Raw genomic sequence first — 20,296 nt, 5'->3', positions numbered from 1 at the left:
GCACCCACGATGCCGGATTCCCGGATCGGCGGGAGAGTGGGAAAGAAGACGATTCAGCCACCGAAAGAAGTCCAACGTGTTCCTCGCGGTCCGAGACATCCGCTTTGCCAAAGGCAGATTCACCCTGATGGGCGCCGTCGTCGCCCTCATCTCCCTGCTCCTCGTGATGCTCTCCGGATTGACCGCCGGGCTCGCCGACCAGTCGACGTCGGCGATCAGCGCATTGGGCGCGGACCGAAGCGGTTCCACGACCGCACCGGCCGTGGACGCCATCGCCTTCGGCGCGCCGGGCTCCGCTGAACCCAAAGCATCGTTCACCGAAAGTGCCATCAGCCCAGGGCAACTGCAACGTTGGCAGGACACCCCCGGAGTTCGCGATGCCCGCGCGTTGGGCATCAGCCAGGCCCGGGTTCAGGCCGTCAGCAGCACGAGCCCGGGCACCAGCAATGTCACCCTGTTCGGCGTCGATCCCGACGGCGGACTTGCCCCGGCCGGGCTCACGCCGGGCAGCGTGCTGATCGGCAGCTCGGTGGCCAAGGCCCTCGCCGTGCAGACCGGCGACCAGCTGAGCCTGAACGGGACCGAGCTGAACGTCGGCGGCGTCGTTCCCGATCAGTGGTACTCGCATACCAGCGTGCTCTGGCTTGCCTTGCCGGCCTGGCGGGAACTCGCCCATCTCAACGACCCCGGACAGTTGGCCACAGTGGCCGCGATCAGCTACCAACCCGGCGCCACCGTCGATCAAGCCGCAGCGGACGCCGGAGCCCGCACCGTGAGCAGCTCGCTGACCGGCTCCTTCCAAGCCCTGGCCTCGTATCGAAGTGAAAACGGCTCGCTGCTGCTGATGCAGGCTTTCCTCTACGGAATCTCCGCCCTGGTGATCGTGGCCTTCCTGACCGTATGGACCATCCAACGGACCCGGGACATCGCCGTGCTCAAAGCCCTGGGGGCCGGCAATGGGTTCGTCCTGCGGGATGCCATCGGCCAAGCCGCGATCGTGTTGGTCTCAGGTGCCGGAATCGGCGGTGCGGTCGGCGTCGCGGGCGGTATTTTGGCCGCCCAAGCGGCGCCTTTTCTGCTCACTCCGGCAACCGTCTTGCTCCCGGTCCTCGGGATCATCGTGCTCGGCCTGGCCGGCGCCGCAGTGGCGGTGCGCCGCGTCACCAAAATCAACGCCCTGGTCGCGCTCGGCGGGAATTGAAAGGAAAGCTATGTCCAACGCACCAAGCCTTGCCCTCAACGGAGTCCACCTCGAATACCCGGACGGGACCGGAACCATCAATGCCCTGGATTCGGTGGATCTCAGCGTACGGCCAGGCCAACTGGCTGCCATCGTCGGACCCTCCGGCTCCGGCAAATCGAGCCTCCTGGCCGTGGCCTCCACGCTGATCCGCCCCGACTCGGGCTCCGTCGGCATCGGCGGCGTCGACGTCACCCGACTCAGCGAACGGGCCCGTGCCGCGCTGCGCCGCGAGAAGCTCGGCATCGTGTTCCAGCAGCCGAACCTGCTCGCCTCGCTGAACGCCGTCGAACAGCTTCTGATCAGCGCCCAGCTGCGCGGCGAGTCCGCAAAGACTGCCCGCCAGCGGGCGATCGGACTCTTGGATCTCGTAGGGTTGGCGGACTGTGCCGGCAAGCGGCCGCACCAACTCTCGGGTGGACAGCGTCAACGGGTGAACATCGCCCGCGCTTTGATCGGCGCACCGGACGTCTTGCTGGTCGACGAACCCACGGCCGCTCTGGACCATGAACGCGGCGCCGCCATCATGCGCTTGCTGCGGAAAGTCACCGACGAGTTCCAGGTGGCCGCAGTGATGGTGACCCACGACATCGAATTCGCTGCACTGGCCGACTCGACGGCCGAAATGCGCGACGGCAGGCTCACCGCACTGGCTGCGGCTTGAGCTTGGCGATCCTGACCATGCCGAAGACCATCCTGATCAATCCAATGCCCGCCACCACCGGAGCAACGTAGACGATCGCGTAGGCGGCCAAGAGCACGATCGCATTGGCCCGGTTGGTCTCGGCCACCAGGAAGTAGTAAACCACTGCCGCGGCAAAGAACAGCACCCCGGTGACCAACCACTTCAGCCCCTGTTTCCGATGCCGCTTGGCGGCATCGAGCCGGCTCGAATTTTCCGGCGTCGCATTCGGCGTTGCAGCTTCCATCAGATTGCCCCTTCAGACAGCGCGTTGATATCTGCTGGCAACCATAGCAAAAGTTGAGCGCTCGATCAGCTTTTTTTCGAAACACTCTCGAAGAGCATTTCGAAACTGCGCTGCAACGACTCCTGCCCCCACAATGCCTCGACCCGTCCGTTCGACCTGCGCAGGCCGAATCCCTCGATCAGCCCGACGATGGCAGCCGAGAGCGTGGCACTTTCCGGCACCGCCAGATCATCCAGGAAGGCTTTGACCACGATCGGGATCTGCGCGATTGCTTTGTCCGCCTCGGGGTAGAGCTCGGTATGCCGGGCAACGGCCAAATAGGTTTCGTACAACGGCAACAAGGTCCGGGAGTCCCGCGAGCTGACCTCGGTCGCGAGCGCCTTGGCCAAGATCTTCAAATCCCGGCTGCCGCCCAGTTCCCGCTGGATGTTCCCGGTCATCCTCGGGATCAACTGGTCGAAATAGTGCGCAAAGGCGCCCTGGACCAATTCGACCAAAGTCGGGAAGTAATAGGAGACGCTGGACGCCGGGACCCCGGCCTTCGCGGCGACCGCCCGGAGGGTGATGCCGGCGGGACCCTCGGTGTAGAGCAGTTCCAAGGCGCAATCCAAGATCAGCTGCTGCTTGAGCTTCCCACGGTTTTGAACAGTTTTTTGGGGCACATTCATGAAGCCTAATCGATCTCCGAGCTGCTACCGAGCGAAGAAAATACCCGGCCCGCCACAACCGGCACGGCACCGACCGGGCAATGCCGGCCAGGAGCGTCCAACCGGCCTGACGAAGGCCGCATCAGGGCCTGCGCATCGAACACCGCAGCCGGCCGGAGATCCACCGTGCACACCCTGTGGTGAAAGTTATCCACAGTGTTGACAACTCTGTGGGTAAAAAACTTTCACAACTCCGGATCGCTGCCCTGGGTTGTCCACACCTGTGGAATTACATGTGTGTAACTTATGCCCAGTGTGGATAACCCTTGTGGAAAACCTGGCCCGAGGGGACGGTTCACTGCCTGGCTCCGTCACATTTCTTCGGGGTACCGCGGGCATTGCATCCTCGCGGTGCGGGGCCCCGGATTTCCAGGGGTCGGCTGCCGGTTTTCCGTGCCGGAATGCACCGCAAGCTGTGAGTACCTGCCTGGCCTATCCCCAGGGCGGTCGGTACTGCTATACCTGGGCAATCGGAACACCGAGGCAAAGTCGCCCCGGTGCCACCGGAACTACGTGATGGGGGAACACGATGGACCTGAACCGACGCCGCTTTCTGCAAGTCTCCGCCGGGGCGGTTTCCGCTTCGGCCCTGCTCGGCCTGGCCGGGGCGACGCCGGCCTGGGCCGCCACCGACTTCGAAACCGCCCGAGAGCGGCGCACCGAAATCCTCAACGGCGGCACGCTGAGCCGCTCGGACCCGAAGATTTCCGCAGCGATCGATGCCTCGGATGCGCAAGCCCGATCCTTCTGGTCAAGTCTGGATATTTCAGCGAACCGGACCTACCTCTGGAGCGACTATTCGCCGTTCAGCTCTCCGGAACTGGCCAACAACAGCCTGATCCGGCTCCGGAGCATGGCGGTCGCCTGGTCCGCGCCCAGCAGCTCGCTGTATCAGAACCCCGGCCTCTTGACCGATGTGCTTTCGGCATTGAGCTTCTGGGCCAGCAAATACTCGGCGAACAGCCGGGCTACCGGAAACTGGTGGTTCTGGGAAATCGGCATGCCGAATTTGCTGGCCGACCTCGGCATCGTGCTTTTCCCTCAGCTCAGCCCGGAACAGAAGAATTCCATCGACGGCTTCATCGCCAAATTCGTCGCGAACCCCAACGTCAGAACCAACAGCCCCTCGCTCAAGGAGACCGGCGCCAACCGGACGGACAAAGCGCATATCGCGATCCGGCACGGCCTGATCATGGAAAGCCCGGCCCGGGTGGCTGCCGGGCGGGACGCACTCAGCGACGTCGAAGGCAACGGGCGGAACTCGGTCTTCGGTTATGTCATTTCCGGTGACGGTTTCTACGCCGACGGATCCTTCGTGCAACACAGCAAACTGGCCTACGTCGGCTCCTACGGCCTGGTCACGATCGACGGGCTGGCAGACATCCTGACCCTGCTCGCCGGAACCGCCTGGGCGGTGACCGACGACAAAGTCCGGATCATCTACGATGCCGCGTTGCGCAATTACGGCTGGTTCGTCTTCGACGGCCAACTCGTCGACGCGGTCCGCGGCCGCGCGGTGTCCCGGCAGGAAAACCCGGGGCAGACCGCCGGGCACACCCTGGCTGGGGCGTTGGTCCAGCTCGCCGCCACTTCGCCGGAATATGCAGCGCGGATCAACGGCATGGTCAAAGGCTGGCTGAGCCGGAACACCGCAGTGAGCCCGTTGCTGGGCAACACCTTGAACCGTTCCCGGCAGATCCAAGCGCTCCTGGGCAATCCGGCGATCGAAGCCGGGGCGGCTCTGCAACGCCACGTGCAGACCCCGGACCAGGACCGGGTGATCCACCATCAAGGCAGCTGGACCGCCGCATTTTCGATCTCCTCCAACCGGATGGGTCGTTACGAATGGGGCAATGGCGAAAACAACGCAGGCTGGTACCAAGGCGACGGCATGCTGCAGATCCACACCGCCGGAGATCGGCTCAGCTTCGACGGGGACTATTGGGCGACCAGTGACCCGTTCCATCTGCCCGGGGTGACCAACGGCCTGCAGCCCCGGGAGAACGGCGCCGTCTCCGGCACCGGGATCCCGGGTGCCAGCCAGAGCTGGGCCGGCGGCGTCGGCTGGCTGGATCGCGTCGGCACCGTCGGCATGGACCACAAAGCGTATGACGGCGACCTGGTCGCCAAGAAGTCCTGGTTCTGTTTGGCCGATGCGGTCATCGCGCTCGGCAGCGGAATTTCCGCCAGCAAAGGCCAGACCGTGCACACCACCGTCGAATCCCGGAAACTGCAAGCCGGGAAAGCCCAGCCGCTGACCGTCGACGGCGTGCAACGGTCTGACGCCGTCGGACCGGCGGAAACGTTCGCCGATCCGGCATGGGCGCATTTGCCCGCCGTGGGCGGCTACCTGTTCCTGCAGTCGCAACCGGTGACCGCCCTGCGCGAATCCCGCAGCGGTGCTTGGCGCACGGTCAATGTCAACGGACCCACCGACCAGGTCAGCGACGACTACCAAAGCCTGTTTTTCGACCATGGCAGCAACCCGTCCGGCGCCGATTACGGGTATGCGCTGCTCCCCGGCGCCAGCGCAGCGCAGACCCAAGCGCGTTCCGGGGAGCGCGGCTTTTCGGTGCTCGCGAACAGCACCTCGGTGCAGGCGATTTCCGTGGTCGAAGCCAATCTGGTCCTGGCGAATTTCTTCACCGCCGGAGCCGCCGGCGGCGTCACCGTCGACCGGGCGGCCGCGGTGGTCGTCGGAGAGGCGCCCGATCAGCTCGGCGGCACCGACCTGGTGGTCACGGTTGCCGACCCGTCCCGGCACAACCAACCGATCGCGGTGTCGGTCAATCGCACCAGCGGCACCGCATTGGAGTACCCGGAGCGGATCAGCTTCAGCACGGTTCCCGGCGGCACCGGCTTCACCGTGCCGACCAATGGCACCCGAGGCCACGAACAGTTGGTCCGGTTCGGCGCGCCGGGGCTCACCGTCAAGCACAACAACACCGGGCCGGCGGTCAACCAATGGAGCTACTCGAGCGGCTGGACGATCGGCAGCCTGGACAGTTACAGCACCACGGCCGGAGCTACCGCGACGCTGCGATTCCTCGGCGGCCGGGTGTACCTGCAGGCCGCTCCCGGACCCAGCCAAGGCATCGTCCGGTTGAGTCTGGACGGCCAGGACCGGGGCACCGTGGATCTTTTCGCCCTGGTCCGCAACGGCGTCAAGGTCATTGCCGCTTTCGGCGGCCTGGATCCCGCGGTCCCGCACACCTTGGTACTCAGTTGCACCGGTGACAAGAACCCGCTGGCGAGCAACCGTGCGGCCGCGCTGAGCGGTGCCGTGGTCATCGTGCAATGAACGGTTCCACCGGACCGCGGCGCAGCGTAGGCTCGGGATGACGAAGCCCGCACCCGAACAGGAGATGCCCATGCCCTTGGATCCGATACTCGCCATGGTCCTGGAAAAAGCTCCGCCATTGGTGGCTCCCGAGGTCGCACATGACGCGGCGGCGGCTCGCGAAGCGTATCGGACACGTTCAGACCCGGCGGCGATGGCCGCCTTCGCCGCCCCGGTGGCCGACGTGGCCGACCGGACGATTTCGGACGATGGCCGGGAAATCCCGGTCCGGATCTACCGGCCTGCCGGCGATGCGCCGTCCGGAACCTTCGTTTTCTACCATGGCGGCGGCTGGGTCTTGGGCGACTTGGACTCGCATGATCTGCCCTGCCGTGCCCTGAGCAACGGGCTGAACCTGACCGTGCTCGCGGTCGACTACCGCTTGGCACCCGAACATCCCTTCCCGGCGGGCCTGGCAGATTCGACGGCGGCCACCCGGTGGGCCTTGGCGAACGCGGACCAGCTCGGCGGCGGTGATCACCCCGTGGTGATCGGCGGCGACAGTGCCGGTGCGAATTTCGCCGCGGTGATCGCACAGACGCTGCGCGGATCGGACATCGCCGCCCAACTGCTGATCTACCCCGCCACGGACAGCAGCAAAACCTATGCTTCGGCAAAGCAATACGGCGATGGCTATTTCTTGGATTCGACGTCCATGAAGCTCTTCCAAAATTCCTATTTCAGCGATCCGGCGTTGCGCAACGACTCCCGGGTCTCGCCCTTGCTCGGCGACCTGCGCGGATTGGCCCCGGCCGTCATCGTCACCGCGGAGTTCGACCCGCTCAAAGACCAGGGCGCGGCTTATGCGGAAGCGCTCGAGGCGGCCGGAAATCGGGTCATCTTCAAGGAATTCCCGGGCTTGACCCACGGCTTCGTCAACCTCGGGCCATTCGTTCCCGCAGCGCAGCATGCGATCGACGAAACCATCGGTTTGCTGGAGCGCCTGCTCAACGAGCCGGCCGGCTGAGCCGCAATCGGATGAGCCGGTAACCGCCGCCCACCGCGAAAACGCCCAGACCGACCACGACCGCGGGCCACGGCAGGGTGCCGACCAGGATCAGGCACGCCAAGCCGCCCAGAACCTGGATGGCCTTGGGATATCGGCGATGCACCGAATCCTGACGGAACGCAGCGGCATTGGCCACCAAGTAGTAGACCAGTACGCCGAACGACGAAAACCCGATCGCATTGCGCACGTCCGCAAACACCACGATCAGGCAGATCGCCGCGGCCAAAACCAGTTCGGCACGCCGCGGCACCTGGTATCTCGGGTGCACGGCGGAAAGCCATTGCGGCAGATCACGTTCCCTGGCCATGGCGAGCGCGGTCCGGCCCAGCCCCGCCAGCAAAGCGAGCAAGGCACCCAGGGCAGCCAAAGCAGCGCCGAGCCGGAGCAAGGGCAACGCCCAGTCGGCACCGGAAATTTCCACCGCGCGCAGCAATGGCGCCGGCGTCCCGGCGACTCCCGACGGCGTCAACACCGCCAAGAGCGTCACCGCAACCACACCGTACAACGCGGCGGTGCCGGCTAGCGCGATCACGATCGCCCGCGGAATGCTCCGCCTCGGACGACGGACCTCTTCACCCAGGGTGGCGATCCGGGCATAGCCGGCAAAGGCGAAAAACAGCAATCCTGCCGATTGCAGAATCCCATACCAGCCGGACGCGAAAAATCCGTTTCCCGGCAACTGAACCGGCTGTGCCGCTCCCGACGTCCAGACCAATCCGATCGCCAACACCAGAATCGCCAGCACGGAAATCACGATCAGCTTGGTCAGTTGCGCAGTCCGGGTGACGCCGAAGCAGTTGGCCAGCGCCAAGCCGAGCACCGCTACGACGGCAGCAGGACGCTGCCAGGCGGGAGGAACCGCATAAGCCGCGAAGGTCAGCGCCATCGCCGCACTGCTTGCCGTCTTCCCGATCAGGAAGCCCCAGCCGGCCAAAAAACCGGGCCAGGCACCGAGCTGTTCCCGGCCATAGAGATAAGTGCCGCCGGAACTCGGGTATTGCGCGGCCAACTGGGCCGAGGAGGTCGCATTGCAGAACGCGACACCGGCCGCGATCAGCAAACCGATCAGCAAACCGGAACCGGCCACTGCCGCCGCGGGCGTGAACGCGGCGAAAATGCCGGCCCCGACCATCGAACCGACCCCGATGAGCACTGCGTCGAAAGTGCTCAATTTCCGGGCGAGCCCGACCGTACGCGCATCGCTCATACCGACAATTTACTCATACTTTCGATAGCCTCACACCTGGCCGGCGGCGTGCCGCCCGGCCGCCCGGCCGGAGAACAGGCAGCCACCCAGGAAGGTGCCCTCCAGAGCGTTGTAGCCATGCACTCCACCACCGCCGAATCCCGCCACTTCACCGGCGGCATAGAGGCCGGGAATCGGCTGGCCTGCGGCGTCGAGCGCCCGGGATTGCAGGTCGGTTTGGATGCCGCCGAGCGTTTTGCGGGTCAGCACATGCAGTTTGACCCCGATCAACGGCCCGGCCGCCGGGTCCAGGATTTTGTGCGGTGCAGCTGCCCGGCCCAAGCGGTCGCCGATGAACCGGCGGGCATTCCGGATGCCTTGGACCTGCGAATCTTTGCTGAAGGGATTGTCCATCTGCAGGTCCCGGGCTTCGATCTGCTGTTTGATCAAGGCCGGATCCAATGTCGGTTCATCGGTGAGACGGTTCATCTTGGCCACCAAGTCGGCCAGGTCATCCGCCACCACGAAATCCGCGCCGTGTTCTTTGAAAGCTTCCACCGGCGCTGGAGCGCCCTTGCTGAACAAGCGTTCCCGCAAGACCGCCTTGCGGTCCTTGCTGGTGATGTCCGGATTCTGTTCCGAGCCGGAGAGCGCGAACTCTTTTTCGATCATCTTCTGGGTCAAAATGAACCACGAGTGGTCGAACCGGGCGATGTCTTCGGTGGTCCGCAGATGCCGCAAGGTGCCCAAGGTGTCGTACCCGGGCAGGCAGGGATCAGGCAATCGCCGGCCCAAGGCGTCGAACCACATCGAGGACGGGCCGGGCAGGATCCGGATGGCATGCTGCGGCCAGACCGGATCCCAGTTCTGCACCCCCTCGGTGTAGTGCCACATCCGGTCCCGGTTGACCAAGCGCACTCCGGAAGCAGCGCTGATCTCCAGCATCCGGCCATCGACGTAGGCCGGCACGCCGGTGATCATCGAGGCCGGCGGCGTGCCCATCCGCTCCGGCCAGCTGCGCCGGACAATCTCGTGGTTGCCGCCGATTCCGCCGGAGGCGATGATCACCACCGGCGCGGAAAGCTCGAACTCGCCGATCTGGTCCCGATTCGAGCTGACTCCGCGCGCGGAATCGTCCGCGGCCAGTACGGTCCCGCGCACCCCGGTCGCCACGCCGTCGGAAATCAGCAACTCGTCCACTTGGTGCCGGTGGTGGAAGGTCAGCAATCCGGCTTGTTCTGCGGCGAGCGCGTAGTCCACAAAAGGACCGACCACTCCGGTGCCGGTGCCCCAGCTGACGTGGAAACGCGGTACCGAGTTGCCATGCCCATCGGCCCGCAGGTCGCCACGCTCCGCCCAACCCACCGAGGGCAGGAAACTGATCCCGTGGCCGTTGAGCCACGATCGCTTCTCACCGGCCGCGAACTCGACATATGCCCGGGCCCAGCGCAGCGCCCAGGCGTCCTCGTCCGGCAGCCGATCGAACTGCGCGCTGCCCTGCCAATCGTTCCAGGCCAAATCGAAGGAATCCTTCACCCCGAGCCGCCGCTGCTCCGGCGAGTCGACCAGGAAGATCCCGCCGAACGACCAGAATGCCTGGCCACCCAGATTGGCCCGGTTCTCCTGCTCCACGACCGCGACCTTCTTGCCCTTCGCAGTGAGCTCGTGCGCGGCGACCAGACCGGCCAATCCGGCTCCGATGACAATGGCGTCGGCATCCATGGTTTGCAACCTCTCGCAGAGTTATGAGCCTTAGGTTATCCTGCTGCCCGATTCAGCCGCCGAGCACCCGGCGGAGGTAGGCATTGCCGAAAAGTCCGGTCGGATCGAGTTCTCGCCGCAGTTCCAGGAACTCCGGCATTTTCGGGTAGACGCCCTGCAAATACGCCAGCTCCCGGGTGTGCATTTTTCCCCAGTGCGGGCGGCCGCCGTGCGCGGTGAAGATCTCCTCGACGGCCGGGAAGAATTCGGCTTCGGTATGCCTGAAGAAGCGGTGGACCGCAAGGTACCCGGTTTCCCGGCCATAAGCGGTCGAGAGCCAGTTTTCATCTGCCGCCGCAGCCCTGACCTCGATCGGGAATTCGATCCGCCAACCCCGTTTGCCGATGAGCTCGCGGACCTGCTGGAAGACCGGGATCAACTCCGCACGCGGCAACGCATATTCCATCTCCCGGAAACGCACGCCGCGGCTCGTCGCGAACACCCGGTGCGAGGCATCGGTGAACTCGGCATTGGCGAATTGCCGTGCGGCGATTCGGTTCACCCCGGGGGTCAGCGCAGGAACCAGACGCTCCACATTGCACAGCGCCCGGAACAGACCGTTCGCCACCACGGTGTCGCCCAGAAACCGGTCCAGTGCGCCGCGCGGGCGCAACGCTTCATGCCCCATCCGACGGGTGTTGGTTTTGGTGGAAGCGACTTCGCTGTGCGGAAACCAGTGGAATTCGAAGTGGTCTTCGGTCTCGAAGCGCTCGTCCAGGGTCGCTAGCACTTCGTCCAAGGGAATCGGCTTTTCCACTGCCTGCAGGCTGAACGCCGGAACGCATTGCAAGGTGACTTCGACGATGATGCCCAAGGCGCCCAGGCCCACCCGCAGCGCCGGCAGCAGCTCCGAATTCTGCTCGCGATCGGCGCACAGCAGGCCGCCGTCGGCGGTCACCACGACCATGCCGGTCACCTGGGTGGCTATCCCGCCGAAAGCTGCCCCGGTGCCATGCGTGCCGGTGGATATCGCACCGGCTAGGCTTTGCCGGTCGATGTCGCCCAAGTTCGGCATCGCCAATCCGTAGGGCGCCAAGAGTCCGGGCACGTCGAAGAGCCGGGTGCCCGCGGCGAAGGTCGCTTGCTGCTTGCCCGCGTCCACACTGAGCAAACCGCTGAGCCCGTCCAAGCTGAGCTGCACGCCGTCGGTCACCGCTATCGCACTGAAGCTGTGCCCGGCACCGATCGCTTTGACCGTCTGCCCGGTCGTCCGGGCCCGGACGACCGCTTCCTGGACTGCCTCGACCGTCGTCGGCGAAACCCTGGCTACCGGGTGTCCGGACTCGCTGCGCCCCCAATTCGACCAGGGCTTGACTGCCCGCTGGACGGAGCGGGCTTCCGTCATACGCACCGACTGCCGGCCGGTCATAAGAAGGCCTTCCCTTCGCCGCGGTAGGTCGGCACCGCGCCGAGCACACCGTCGTCGTCGATGAAGTACACCTGGTTGAGGTGCTCGGAAATCTCCCCGGCCTTGGTGTGCCGGAACCAGACCCGCGAGCCCACGGCGAGCGAGCGCGCCGCATCGCCCTTCAGCGGCGACTGCACTTCGCCTGCCCCTTCCCGCGGGAGGTATTCGAGCCCTTCCGGCCAGACCGGGAAGGGCGCCCGATCCCAAGCCGGCGGTCCGGAGGCGATCCAGCCGCCGCCGAGCACGGTGGCGATGTCGGGCACCGCCTTGCGCACCACGTCGAGCGTAAAAGAGGCCGCCGGGGCAGGCCGGAAATGCGCGTAGTTGTCGAACAGCCGGGGTCCGAAGAGCCCGCTGCCGCTGGCGATCTCGGTCACCGAAGGATCCCGATGAGTGTATTCCAGCGAACCGGTGCCGCCGCCGTTGACGAACTCCAGATCCGCCACCTGGCGGACCAGGGCCACCGCCTTCTGCCGCCGTTCCAGCAATTCGGCACCGGAACGCTTTTGCAGGCCGCGGATCATCATGCCGCGGGCGGCATTGCCGATCGGAGCATTCCCCAATCCGGCGATTTGGGCCTCATAACCCATCATGCCGACCAGCGAGAACCCTGGCCGCCGGTGGATCGCCTGGGCCAGAGCCAGGGCTGCTTCCGGGCTGTGCACGGGGGAGCGCCAGACTCCGATCCGGCCGAGCACCGGCGCATCCCAAGAACAGTCCAGCTCGATGCAGACCCGGACCGGGTTGCGCTGCGCCGGCGGGAGGACCGAGTCGATGAGGTCCAATTGCGCAGTCGAGTCCACCATCAGAGTCACCCGCCGGGCGAGGGTTTCGGAACCGGCCAGTGCCCGGAGAGCAGCCCGGTCGACGCTCGGGTAGGCGACCACCACGTCGTCGATCCCGGTCCAGCCGGGGGCATCGGTGGCGAGCCAATTCGCCTCGGCCACGGTGTAGGCGAGCACACCGTGGAAGCCTTCCAGTTTCAAGGACGCGGCCAGGACCTCACGCACCCGGATGGACTTCGAGGCGAGCCGGATCGGCGTGCCTTGTGCCCGGCGGAGCAGGTCGAAGGCGTTGTGCGCCAGTGCCGGAACATGCACGACGCCGAACGGCGGGTCGAGCTCGGCAGTCACCGCCTCGATCCGCGGCCAGAACTTTTCCGGGCTGCGCCAAGGCGCCCGCGTTGCGGCGGAGCGGATTTCTTCCGAACCGAGATCCAACCGGCTCAGGTCCACGGCTTCATTCGTCATGCTGGCTCTCCTTGGACGAACCCCATCAGGACACCGGCGACGGTGTCGATATTCTGCAACGCCTGGGCATCGTCGCGCTCGGCGAGCCAGGTCGTGGTCAAACCATCGGTGAACACCACGATCAGGCGGCCCAGCGCAGCCGAATCCAGTGCGAACCGCACCCCGAAGCCTTGCGCCAAAGCATTGACCAGCCCTTCGGCAAGGGCGTAGTACCGCTGATATTGGGCACTCGCATAGTGTTCCAGGCCCGGAGTCCGCAGCGCGTATTGGGTCAACTCCAACATCGCCATTTCCCGATGCGGGTTGGCTTTGAGCCCTTCGAAATAGTTCCGCAGGCACAACTCGATCGTGGAACGCAGATCGGTGGCATCGATCATCGCCGATTCCAGGCCCAGCCGCTCGAAGGACAACGTGTCTTCGATCAATGCCTCCATGAGTTCGGCCTGGGAGCGGAAGGCATAGTGGTAACTGGCCAGTGAAGCACCGGCTTCGTTGGCCACAGCGCGAGTGCTCGCCGCGGCGATGCCGTCCCGGGCGATGATCGAGAACGCCGCGTCGATCAGCGAGCGGCGGCGTTCAACGGCCGGAATGTTCGGCATGGTGGTTCACCTCGAGACGATGGGTCCAACCGGATCAAAAATCTGGGTCAAGTGACTCAGACATCTACATCAGTATGAGCTGGATCACAGCGGACCGTCAAGGCTCCGGCTCCGGAGACGTTGATTGCGGTTAGCCTGGCCCGGTGCCACCGAGGAACCCCGTCGATCCCCATGCCCTGAATTCGCCCATTGCCGTCTTCGACGCCGGGTTGGGCAGTTATGACATCGTCCGGACCTTGCGGCGGCACTATCCGGAGAGCGATCTGATCTACTTCGCGGACCGGGCGAGCTTCCCCTATGGGGCGAAGTCCGAGGCGCAGTTGCTGAAAATCGCGGTGGCCAGCTGCCGGTATCTGAGATCGCTCGGTGCCGGGTGCGTGGTCATCGGCTCAAATGCCCCATCGGTGACCGTCTTGGCGGCGGTCGCGGCCGACTGCGACTTCCCGGTGCTCGGCGTGCTGCCTCCGGTGCGGCAGGCTCTGGCCGCCATCGCGCCGGAACAGGGCCTGCTGCTGGCCGGTGCCGCCTCGATGACCGGCAGTCCCCGGCTGCACGAGTTCATCGAGCGGGAGGCCGGCCAGGCCGCGGCGCGGGTCCACGCCGTAGCCGCGACCGCACTCATCGAGCTCGTCGAATCGGGAAAGTTCCTGACCGACCCGGAAACTGCCGTGGACCAAGTCGCCGACTTCCTCGGCCGGCAGCTTGCATCGTGGCCGGAGCTCGGCGGCGTCCTGCTCTCCAGCACCCACCTGCCGTGGCTCAGTTTCGCCTTCCAACGCGCTGCCCCCGGGTGGCAGCTCTTCAACCCGGCCGACGACGTTGCGCGGTCCGCGGCCCCTTACGCGGTACCCGGCACCGGGAAGCTGCTCAGCTTGGTGACGGAGAGTCCGGCGTTGACCGTTCGGGACTTCGCCCAGACCCTGGACCGGCTCGGCATCGCACTCGAGCTGCAACCGGTCCCCGCGCTCGAGCTCAGGTGAGGTGGTCGAAATCGCCGCGGACCCAGGCGATGTGCCGGTCGGCAGACCGGCGGACCACCGCAGGCGCATCGTGCGGGAGCACGCTGCCGAAGTTGTTGTACAGCCGGTCGAAGGCGAATTCCTGGACCGTCGTGGCGATCCGGTCCACCACTGCGGCCGACAACGGGATCTTGTTCGGGTAGCTGCGCATGAAGGCGGCAGTCCGGTCTTGATTGACGAAGATGCTGTCCCCGGCGAGCAGAATTCCCCTGCCGGCGTTCCCGGCCGGCCAATGCAGCACGGCGCTGCCCTTGAAATGCCCGCCCACCTGGTGCAAGGTCACTCCGGGTACCACCTCCCGGCTGCCCGACCAAAAGTCGATCGATCCGTCCGGCCGCTGCAGCCACTGAGCGTCGTCCTGGTTCACCAGCACCCGGGCGCCAAAGGCCCTGGCCCACTCCACCTGGACGCCGAACATGTGCGGATGGCTGGCGGCTATCGCGACCACCTCGCCGTGCGCTTTCACCTGCTCGACCACGGCATCGCTGATCATGCTGATCGGGTCCCACAGCACATTCCCCGCCGGCGTGATCAGCAACATCGCCTGCTGCCCGATGCCGGCGCCGCTCGAGGTCAGACCGAAGAGCCCCGGTTCGACCTCGAAGAAGTCGATCACCGCCCCGTTGGCCGCCTGCGCTGCCAAGGTGGTCCAGCGCTGCCCGTCGAGCGGTACGTATTGCCGCTCGTCCGCGCAGATCGGACAGACCTCCTGCGCACCGGGTTGCCCCGACCGCTCGACGCCGCAGGTTGCACATTGCCAGATTTCCACCAGAACCTCTTTCACCGGGAACCATCCGGATAAGCCGCTCTGCGTCGCGGATATTCCCGCCCGGACAACCGCTACCAGCACATGAACTGCGGTTGAAATTGCTGAACTACAGGTGTGTAAGTTATGCCCAACTGTGCATAGACCTGTGGATAACTAGAGTCCGACGGTCGGCGCGAACAGCGTCTGGATCGCCGAAGTCCGCCAGACCGTCAAAACCACCAGCAGCAGGATGATCGCGGTCATTCCACCCCACTGCAGGATCTTCTGGCTCTTCCCCGCCGGGGCGTAAATGAACACCGCGGCCAGCAAAGCACCGCCGATCAATCCGCCCAAGTGCGCCTGCCAGGCGATGTTCACGCCGGGCAAGAAACCGATCGCGCCATTGATCACCAGAAGCACGATGATTTGCCGCAAGTCACCGCGGCGTTTGAGTTGCAAAACGAACAAAGCGCCGAAGAGGCCGAAAATCGCTCCCGAGGCGCCGACCACCACCGAAGAAATCGGGGAAAGCAACAGCACGCCCACCGAGCCGGCCAGGCCGGAAACCAAGAACAGCCAAAAAAACCGCAAGCGCCCGAAGATCGGTTCCAACACCGTGCCCAGAATGTAGAGCGAGTACATATTGAGCAGGATATGCGGCAGGAAACTGGTCGAATGGGTGAACACCGAGGTCAGCATCCGCCACGGTTCCTGCTCGGTGACGAAGGGGGCGTAAGCCAGGTAATTGATCACTCCGGCGCCGGGAATCAATTCCGCAGCGAACACCAGGACGCAGATCGCGATCAGACTGAACGTCACCACCGGGCGGCCGCCCCGGGCCACCCCGCCGAACATGGTGCGTTTCACCGGAGCGTTCTTCGCGGTTTCCCGCACGCAATCGACGCATTGGATCCCGACGGCGGCCGGCCGCTGGCACTCGGTGCACGCCGGACGTCCGCACCGCTGGCATCGGACGTAGGCCACCCGGTCCGGGTGCCTCGGACAGACCGGTACTTCGGCCCCCTGGCCGGAAGCCGCCGTCGGAATCCCGTAACTCACGCTCGACTGGCCTTAGAGCTTCTCGATGGTGACCGAGTTGATGACGACGTCTTCGAGCGGCTTGTCGGCACGACCGGTGGGCACGGCTTCGATCGCGTCGACCACGGCTTTGGACTCGTCATCGGCGACTTCGCCGAAGATCGAGTGTTTGCCCTGCAGGTGCGGGGTCGGCACCGTGGTGATGAAGAACTGTGAACCGTTCGTGCCGCGGCCCATTTGGATGCCGGCGTTGGCCATTGCCAGTTTGTAAGGCTCGTTGAAGATGAGTTCCGGGTGGATTTCGTCGTCGAACTGGTACCCCGGCCCGCCGATGCCCTGACCGAGCGGATCGCCGCCCTGGAGCATGAACTGACGGATGATCCGGTGGAAGATCACGCCGTTGTAGAACGGTTCGTTGCTCTCCTCGCCGGTCGCCGGGTGGGTCCAGGTCTTTTCGCCGGTGGCGAGCCCGATGAAGTTGTCCACCGTTTTGGGTGCATGGTTGCCGAACAGGTTCAACCGGATGTCGCCGTGGTTGGTGTGCAGAGTCGCTTTTGCTGTAGGAATCGCAGTCATGCCTGCAATTCTTCCATGCCCGGCTGCATTGCGCGCTGTCGTTCCCCTGAGAGCGCAGACTCGCCCGCACGGCCCATTGCACGTAGGCTAGGCAAAGATTCAAATACTCGGGAGGTAGTTGTGAAAAAAGCAGACCGCGTCACCCGTGACCTTGAGGAAACCTTGGCCAACGGAGTCGAAAGCACCAGGGAATGGGTCGGGCCCCACGTCGAGTCGGCCAAGAACTGGGCCGAAAAAAGCATTGACAATGCTTCGCCGAAAGTCCAAGAAGGCCTTCGCAAAGCCGCCCAATTCACCGCCGACGGAGTAGCCAACGTCACGCCGAAAATCCAAGAGGGCTTGGAAAAACTCGGCCCGCGGATTTCCGATGCCGTAGACGATGCCGCACCCAAGATCGCCGAAGCTCTGGAAAAGGCCACCCCGGCATTGCAGAACGCGAAGGACAAGGTCGTCGGGGAATACTTCCCACTGATCTCGGACAAGCTCGGCGACGCCGCAACCGCAGTCGGCAAGGCGTTGGACAGTGCAAACCAGAACGTCACCGAGTACGTCAGCGAAACCGTTGCCCCGGCTGCGGAAAAGGCGGCGAGCCAGGCGTCCAGCGCAGTGGCCCCCGCGCTCAAGCAAGGCCGCCGGGCCGCTTCGAAGGCCCGGAAGGCAGCCGAACAAGCTGCCAAAGAAGCCGCCGCCCAGCTCAAGCGGGAACAGAAGAGCTCCGGCAAAGGCGGCAGGGGCTGGCTGGTCTTCGGCGTGTTCGCTGCCGCGATCGCCGCCGGTGTAGCGGTGTGGCGGGCTTCCCGCCCGGTGGAAGACCCTTGGAAGACCCCGGCGCCGGTCAATGATTTCGCCAAAGACGTCAAAGCCGCGGCCGTCTCGGCCAAAGACGACGTCAAAGACCAAGCCGAAGCAGCCACGGAAAAGGCTGCCGACAAGGCCGAAGAACTCAAGGACAAGGCTGCCGACAAAGCAACCGAGGCCAAAGACAAGGCCGAAGCCGTCAAAGCCGAAACTGCCGAGAAGGCGGAAGAGCTCAAGGACAAGGTTGCCGACAAAGCAACCGAGGTGAAAGACGCCGCCAAAGGCGCAGCCGAGAAGGTTGCGGACAAAGCTGCCGAAGCCAAAGAAGCCGTCAAGGACAAGGCCGAAGAACTCAAGGACAAGTGATTCCGGTGCTCGGACCGGCGGTCAACCCGCCGGTCCGAGCTGCTGGATGCTAGATTTGATCCGATGCCAAGTGACTTAGCCGCGCCAGGCGATGACAATCTGGGTTCTGGATTCGACCAGGGCCGGCCCAGTGTATCCATCGTGATACCGGCCTATAACGAAGAAAGTGTGATCCGGCAGTGCCTGATCGCCGCAATCTACCAATCTGTCCCGGCCGACGAAATCATCGTGGTGGACAACCGCTCCAATGACGCCACCTGTTCCATCGTGGCGCAAATGCAGTTGGAGTATCCGGAAAGTCCCATCCGGTTGCTGCATCAGAGCGAAGAACAAGGACTCATCCCGACCCGGAATTTCGGTCTCGACCGTGCCACCGGCGACGTGCTGGGCCGGATCGACGCCGACTCGGTGATCGAACCGGATTGGGTGGAGCAAGTCCAGCTCGCCTTCCTGGATCCCGCGATTTCCGCCGCGACCGGACCCGTGGTCTACTACGACATGCCGATGCGGCGCTTCGGGCTCAAAGCCGACGACAAAATGCGTCAGCTGATGCTCAAGCTGGCCAAGCACCAGTACCATTTCCTCTTCGGATCGAACATGGCCCTGCGCCGCAGCGCCTGGGAAGAAATCCGGGCCGAAACCTGCCGGGACGAAAAAGACGAAATGCACGAAGACATCGATTTGTCGTTGCATCTGGCAGATCACGGGCTCAAGGTGCAATACGTGCCTTCGATGGTCTCCGGGATGTCTGCGCGCCGCTTGGAAGATTCTCCACGCGACTACCGCTATTACGTCACCCGCTTCGAACGCACCTACAAGGCCCACAATGTGAAGGGGCTGGCCCTGAAGGCACCCATGGTGGTCTTCTTCTCGGTCTACTTCCCGGCGAAGGTCCTGCGCGCCGTGCACACGGCCAGCGTGAACCAGATGGCCCGACGGGCGTTGCGGTCCTAAACTCCTGGCGCCGGCTGTTTGCCGCGCCGCGGCAGGGACCGGCCTTGGCCGAAAATGACCACGGCCAATCCGACCAGGATCAAGGCCAGCCCGGCATAAGTTCCGGCCGGCAGCCGCTCGTCCAGGAACACTGCGGCAAGCAGCGCTGCGCCCGGGATCTCCAACAGGATGAGCATGGAGACCAAAAGTGCGCTCATGCTCGCCAGCAGGTAGTTGAACACGCTGTGGCCGAGGATCTGCGCCACCAAGGTGACGCCGAGGATGCCGAGCCAGGCGACCGGGGGGAAGTCCAGCAGCGGCACCTGGAAGGCCCAGAGCAGGATCAACAGGATCGCCGCGCAGAACCCGTAGCAAAGCGTGGTGTACACCCCGGTTCCCATGGTCTGCCGGGCCTTTGCGCCGATCAGCGTGTAGGCTCCGGCCATGATGCCGCCGAACAACGCCAACAGGTCACCCAGGAGCGCTTCCGATGAATTGCCCAGATCGAATCCGGTGATCACCACCACGCCCAGCAGTGCCATGCCCAAGCCGATGAAGATCGCCGGAACCTGGCTGACTTTGCGGAACAGCTGGAACAGCACGATCCACGCCGATTGCAGGCAGACCAAAGCCGTCGCGGTGGCCACCGAGGTCAGCTTCAAGGCGGTGATGAAGCCAGCGAAGTGCAGGGCCAGGGCCGTAGCCGAAGCGGCCGCCCAGAACACGTCGCGCCGGCTCAGCTGGCGGAACTGGCTGCGTTGCCGGATCACGGTCGGCGCGCCCATCAAAACCGCGCCCAAGGCGTTGCGCCAGAAGGCGATCGCCAAAGCCGGCGCCGCAGTCGCCGCCATGATCGGGCCAGAGGCCGAGACGCCGAGCACCGCAACCGCGGCCAGGATGAAGTTCACAGGATCAGCCTAGGCCACAGTCTGGACCAACACCTTGTCCCGCATTCCCCAGCCTTCGTCGAGCGGCCACGTCTGCAGTTCAAAGGCAGATTTCGACCTGCAGATCTGGCCACTCGACGGGTACCAGACGCAGAAGAACCCGGACTCGCGCGGCGAGTCCGGGTTCTTCATCCGGTGGAGGCACGGGGACTCGAACCCCGAACCCCCTGCTTGCAAAGCAGGTGCGCTACCAATTGCGCCATGCCCCCGAAGTGGCTTCAGTCGACTTTGTCAGTCGCCTGGTTCCACACATTCTTTTGTGCGTTGGATTCCTGGAATTTCTTCCGCAGGAAGACCACGCCAGCAACCGCTGCCGCAAGCACGATCAATTTCTTCATCGTTCCTCCTGCTTAGTAGGATCCGTGGGCGTACCAGGACTTGAACCTGGGACCTCTTCGTTATCAGCGAAGCGCTCTAACCGCCTGAGCTATACGCCCCCACG

Annotated in this window: 19 protein-coding genes and 2 tRNA genes; 7 read left to right on the top strand and 14 right to left on the bottom strand. The window is 64.6% G+C overall.

The annotated features are described in order from the left end of the window. Nucleotides 1-76: 76 nt before the first annotated feature. Both JOE69_RS10105 and JOE69_RS10100 read left to right on the top strand, forming a co-directional pair. Nucleotides 77-1,201, top strand: coding sequence for an ABC transporter permease (locus tag JOE69_RS10105; protein ID WP_309798346.1), 1,125 nt, complete (start codon nt 77-79; stop codon nt 1,199-1,201). 10 nt (nt 1,202-1,211) lie between these two features. Continuing rightward, nucleotides 1,212-1,904 carry an ABC transporter ATP-binding protein gene (locus JOE69_RS10100; protein WP_309798344.1) on the top strand — a complete coding sequence of 231 codons (693 nt, stop codon included), beginning with the start codon at nt 1,212-1,214 and terminating at the stop codon, nt 1,902-1,904. Here the strand turns inward: JOE69_RS10100 and JOE69_RS10095 are convergent. Beyond that, complete coding sequence (locus JOE69_RS10095; RefSeq protein ID WP_309798342.1) at nt 1,882-2,169, bottom strand: hypothetical protein; 288 nt, start codon at nt 2,167-2,169, stop codon at nt 1,882-1,884. The two genes, JOE69_RS10100 and JOE69_RS10095, sit on opposite strands and share 23 nt — an antisense overlap. Before the next feature lie 65 nt (nt 2,170-2,234). Next, nucleotides 2,235-2,831: a TetR/AcrR family transcriptional regulator gene (locus JOE69_RS10090; protein WP_309798340.1), complete on the bottom strand. Its 597-nt coding sequence runs from the start codon at nt 2,829-2,831 to the stop codon at nt 2,235-2,237. Between the two features lie 574 nt (nt 2,832-3,405). Between JOE69_RS10090 and JOE69_RS10085 the strand changes: the two genes are divergently transcribed. Then, the gene (locus JOE69_RS10085; RefSeq protein WP_309798338.1) at nt 3,406-6,177 is read left to right on the top strand and encodes a polysaccharide lyase 8 family protein; all 2,772 of its coding nucleotides are present in this window, start codon (nt 3,406-3,408) and stop codon (nt 6,175-6,177) included. Nucleotides 6,178-6,214: 37 nt separating this feature from the next. Next, nucleotides 6,215-7,183 (top strand): alpha/beta hydrolase, encoded by a 969-nt coding sequence (locus JOE69_RS10080; RefSeq protein ID WP_309798336.1) that lies wholly within the window; start codon nt 6,215-6,217, stop codon nt 7,181-7,183. Here the strand turns inward: JOE69_RS10080 and JOE69_RS10075 are convergent. From JOE69_RS10075 to JOE69_RS10055, 5 genes are read right to left on the bottom strand one after another with little or no spacing between them, the layout of a single operon-like run. Then, nucleotides 7,164-8,432 (bottom strand): APC family permease, encoded by a 1,269-nt coding sequence (locus JOE69_RS10075; protein ID WP_309798334.1) that lies wholly within the window; start codon nt 8,430-8,432, stop codon nt 7,164-7,166. The genes JOE69_RS10080 and JOE69_RS10075 overlap by 20 nt on opposite strands. A 30-nt stretch (nt 8,433-8,462) precedes the next feature. After that, a complete protein-coding gene (locus tag JOE69_RS10070; RefSeq protein ID WP_309798332.1) occupies nt 8,463-10,133 on the bottom strand; it encodes an FAD-binding dehydrogenase in 1,671 nt (556 codons plus the stop codon). 52 nt (nt 10,134-10,185) lie between these two features. Further along, nucleotides 10,186-11,517, bottom strand: a complete 1,332-nt coding sequence (locus JOE69_RS10065) for a D-arabinono-1,4-lactone oxidase (protein WP_309798329.1) — start codon at nt 11,515-11,517, stop codon at nt 10,186-10,188. 20 nt (nt 11,518-11,537) lie between these two features. Then, a complete protein-coding gene (locus tag JOE69_RS10060; protein WP_309798327.1) occupies nt 11,538-12,830 on the bottom strand; it encodes an amino acid deaminase/aldolase in 1,293 nt (430 codons plus the stop codon). Further along, entirely contained in the window at nt 12,827-13,429 is a 603-nt protein-coding gene (locus JOE69_RS10055) for a TetR/AcrR family transcriptional regulator (RefSeq protein WP_309798325.1), read from the bottom strand. The genes JOE69_RS10060 and JOE69_RS10055 overlap by 4 nt, the downstream gene beginning before the upstream one ends. Before the next feature lie 143 nt (nt 13,430-13,572). On the opposite strand from JOE69_RS10055, the gene JOE69_RS10050 reads away from it, so the two are divergent. After that, nucleotides 13,573-14,409 (top strand): glutamate racemase, encoded by an 837-nt coding sequence (locus JOE69_RS10050; protein WP_309798323.1) that lies wholly within the window; start codon nt 13,573-13,575, stop codon nt 14,407-14,409. Here JOE69_RS10050 and JOE69_RS10045 read toward each other — a convergent pair. The 3 genes from JOE69_RS10045 to JOE69_RS10035 all read right to left on the bottom strand — a co-directional run bounded on the left by JOE69_RS10045 (nt 14,402) and on the right by JOE69_RS10035 (nt 16,810). Then, on the bottom strand, nt 14,402-15,217 hold the full coding sequence (locus JOE69_RS10045) for an MBL fold metallo-hydrolase (RefSeq protein WP_309798321.1): 816 nt from the start codon (nt 15,215-15,217) through the stop codon (nt 14,402-14,404). The two genes, JOE69_RS10050 and JOE69_RS10045, sit on opposite strands and share 8 nt — an antisense overlap. A gap of 153 nt (nt 15,218-15,370) precedes the next feature. Next, entirely contained in the window at nt 15,371-16,255 is an 885-nt protein-coding gene (locus JOE69_RS10040; protein ID WP_296362512.1) for a rhomboid family intramembrane serine protease, read from the bottom strand. Between the two features lie 12 nt (nt 16,256-16,267). Continuing rightward, nucleotides 16,268-16,810, bottom strand: a complete 543-nt coding sequence (locus JOE69_RS10035; protein ID WP_296362513.1) for a peptidylprolyl isomerase — start codon at nt 16,808-16,810, stop codon at nt 16,268-16,270. Nucleotides 16,811-16,930: 120 nt separating this feature from the next. Between JOE69_RS10035 and JOE69_RS10030 the strand changes: the two genes are divergently transcribed. Further along, nucleotides 16,931-17,974: a YtxH domain-containing protein gene (locus JOE69_RS10030; RefSeq protein ID WP_309798318.1), complete on the top strand. Its 1,044-nt coding sequence runs from the start codon at nt 16,931-16,933 to the stop codon at nt 17,972-17,974. Between the two features lie 63 nt (nt 17,975-18,037). After that, complete coding sequence (locus tag JOE69_RS10025; RefSeq protein ID WP_309798316.1) at nt 18,038-18,928, top strand: glycosyltransferase family 2 protein; 891 nt, start codon at nt 18,038-18,040, stop codon at nt 18,926-18,928. Here JOE69_RS10025 and JOE69_RS10020 read toward each other — a convergent pair. From JOE69_RS10020 to JOE69_RS10005, 4 genes are all read right to left on the bottom strand, one after another. After that, entirely contained in the window at nt 18,925-19,815 is an 891-nt protein-coding gene (locus tag JOE69_RS10020; protein WP_309798314.1) for a DMT family transporter, read from the bottom strand. The genes JOE69_RS10025 and JOE69_RS10020 overlap by 4 nt on opposite strands. A 175-nt stretch (nt 19,816-19,990) precedes the next feature. Beyond that, a tRNA-Ala gene (locus tag JOE69_RS10015) sits at nt 19,991-20,063 on the bottom strand. A gap of 9 nt (nt 20,064-20,072) precedes the next feature. After that, nucleotides 20,073-20,192 carry a DLW-39 family protein gene (locus JOE69_RS10010; RefSeq protein WP_227316950.1) on the bottom strand — a complete coding sequence of 40 codons (120 nt, stop codon included), beginning with the start codon at nt 20,190-20,192 and terminating at the stop codon, nt 20,073-20,075. A 25-nt stretch (nt 20,193-20,217) separates the two neighbouring features. Continuing rightward, a tRNA-Ile gene (locus tag JOE69_RS10005) sits at nt 20,218-20,291 on the bottom strand. Nucleotides 20,292-20,296: the final 5 nt, after the last annotated feature.

The sequence above is a fragment of the Arthrobacter russicus genome, from assembly GCF_031454135.1.
GTDB lineage: Bacteria > Actinomycetota > Actinomycetes > Actinomycetales > Micrococcaceae > Renibacterium > Renibacterium russicum.
This window is presented reverse-complemented; position numbering and strand designations above follow the sequence as displayed.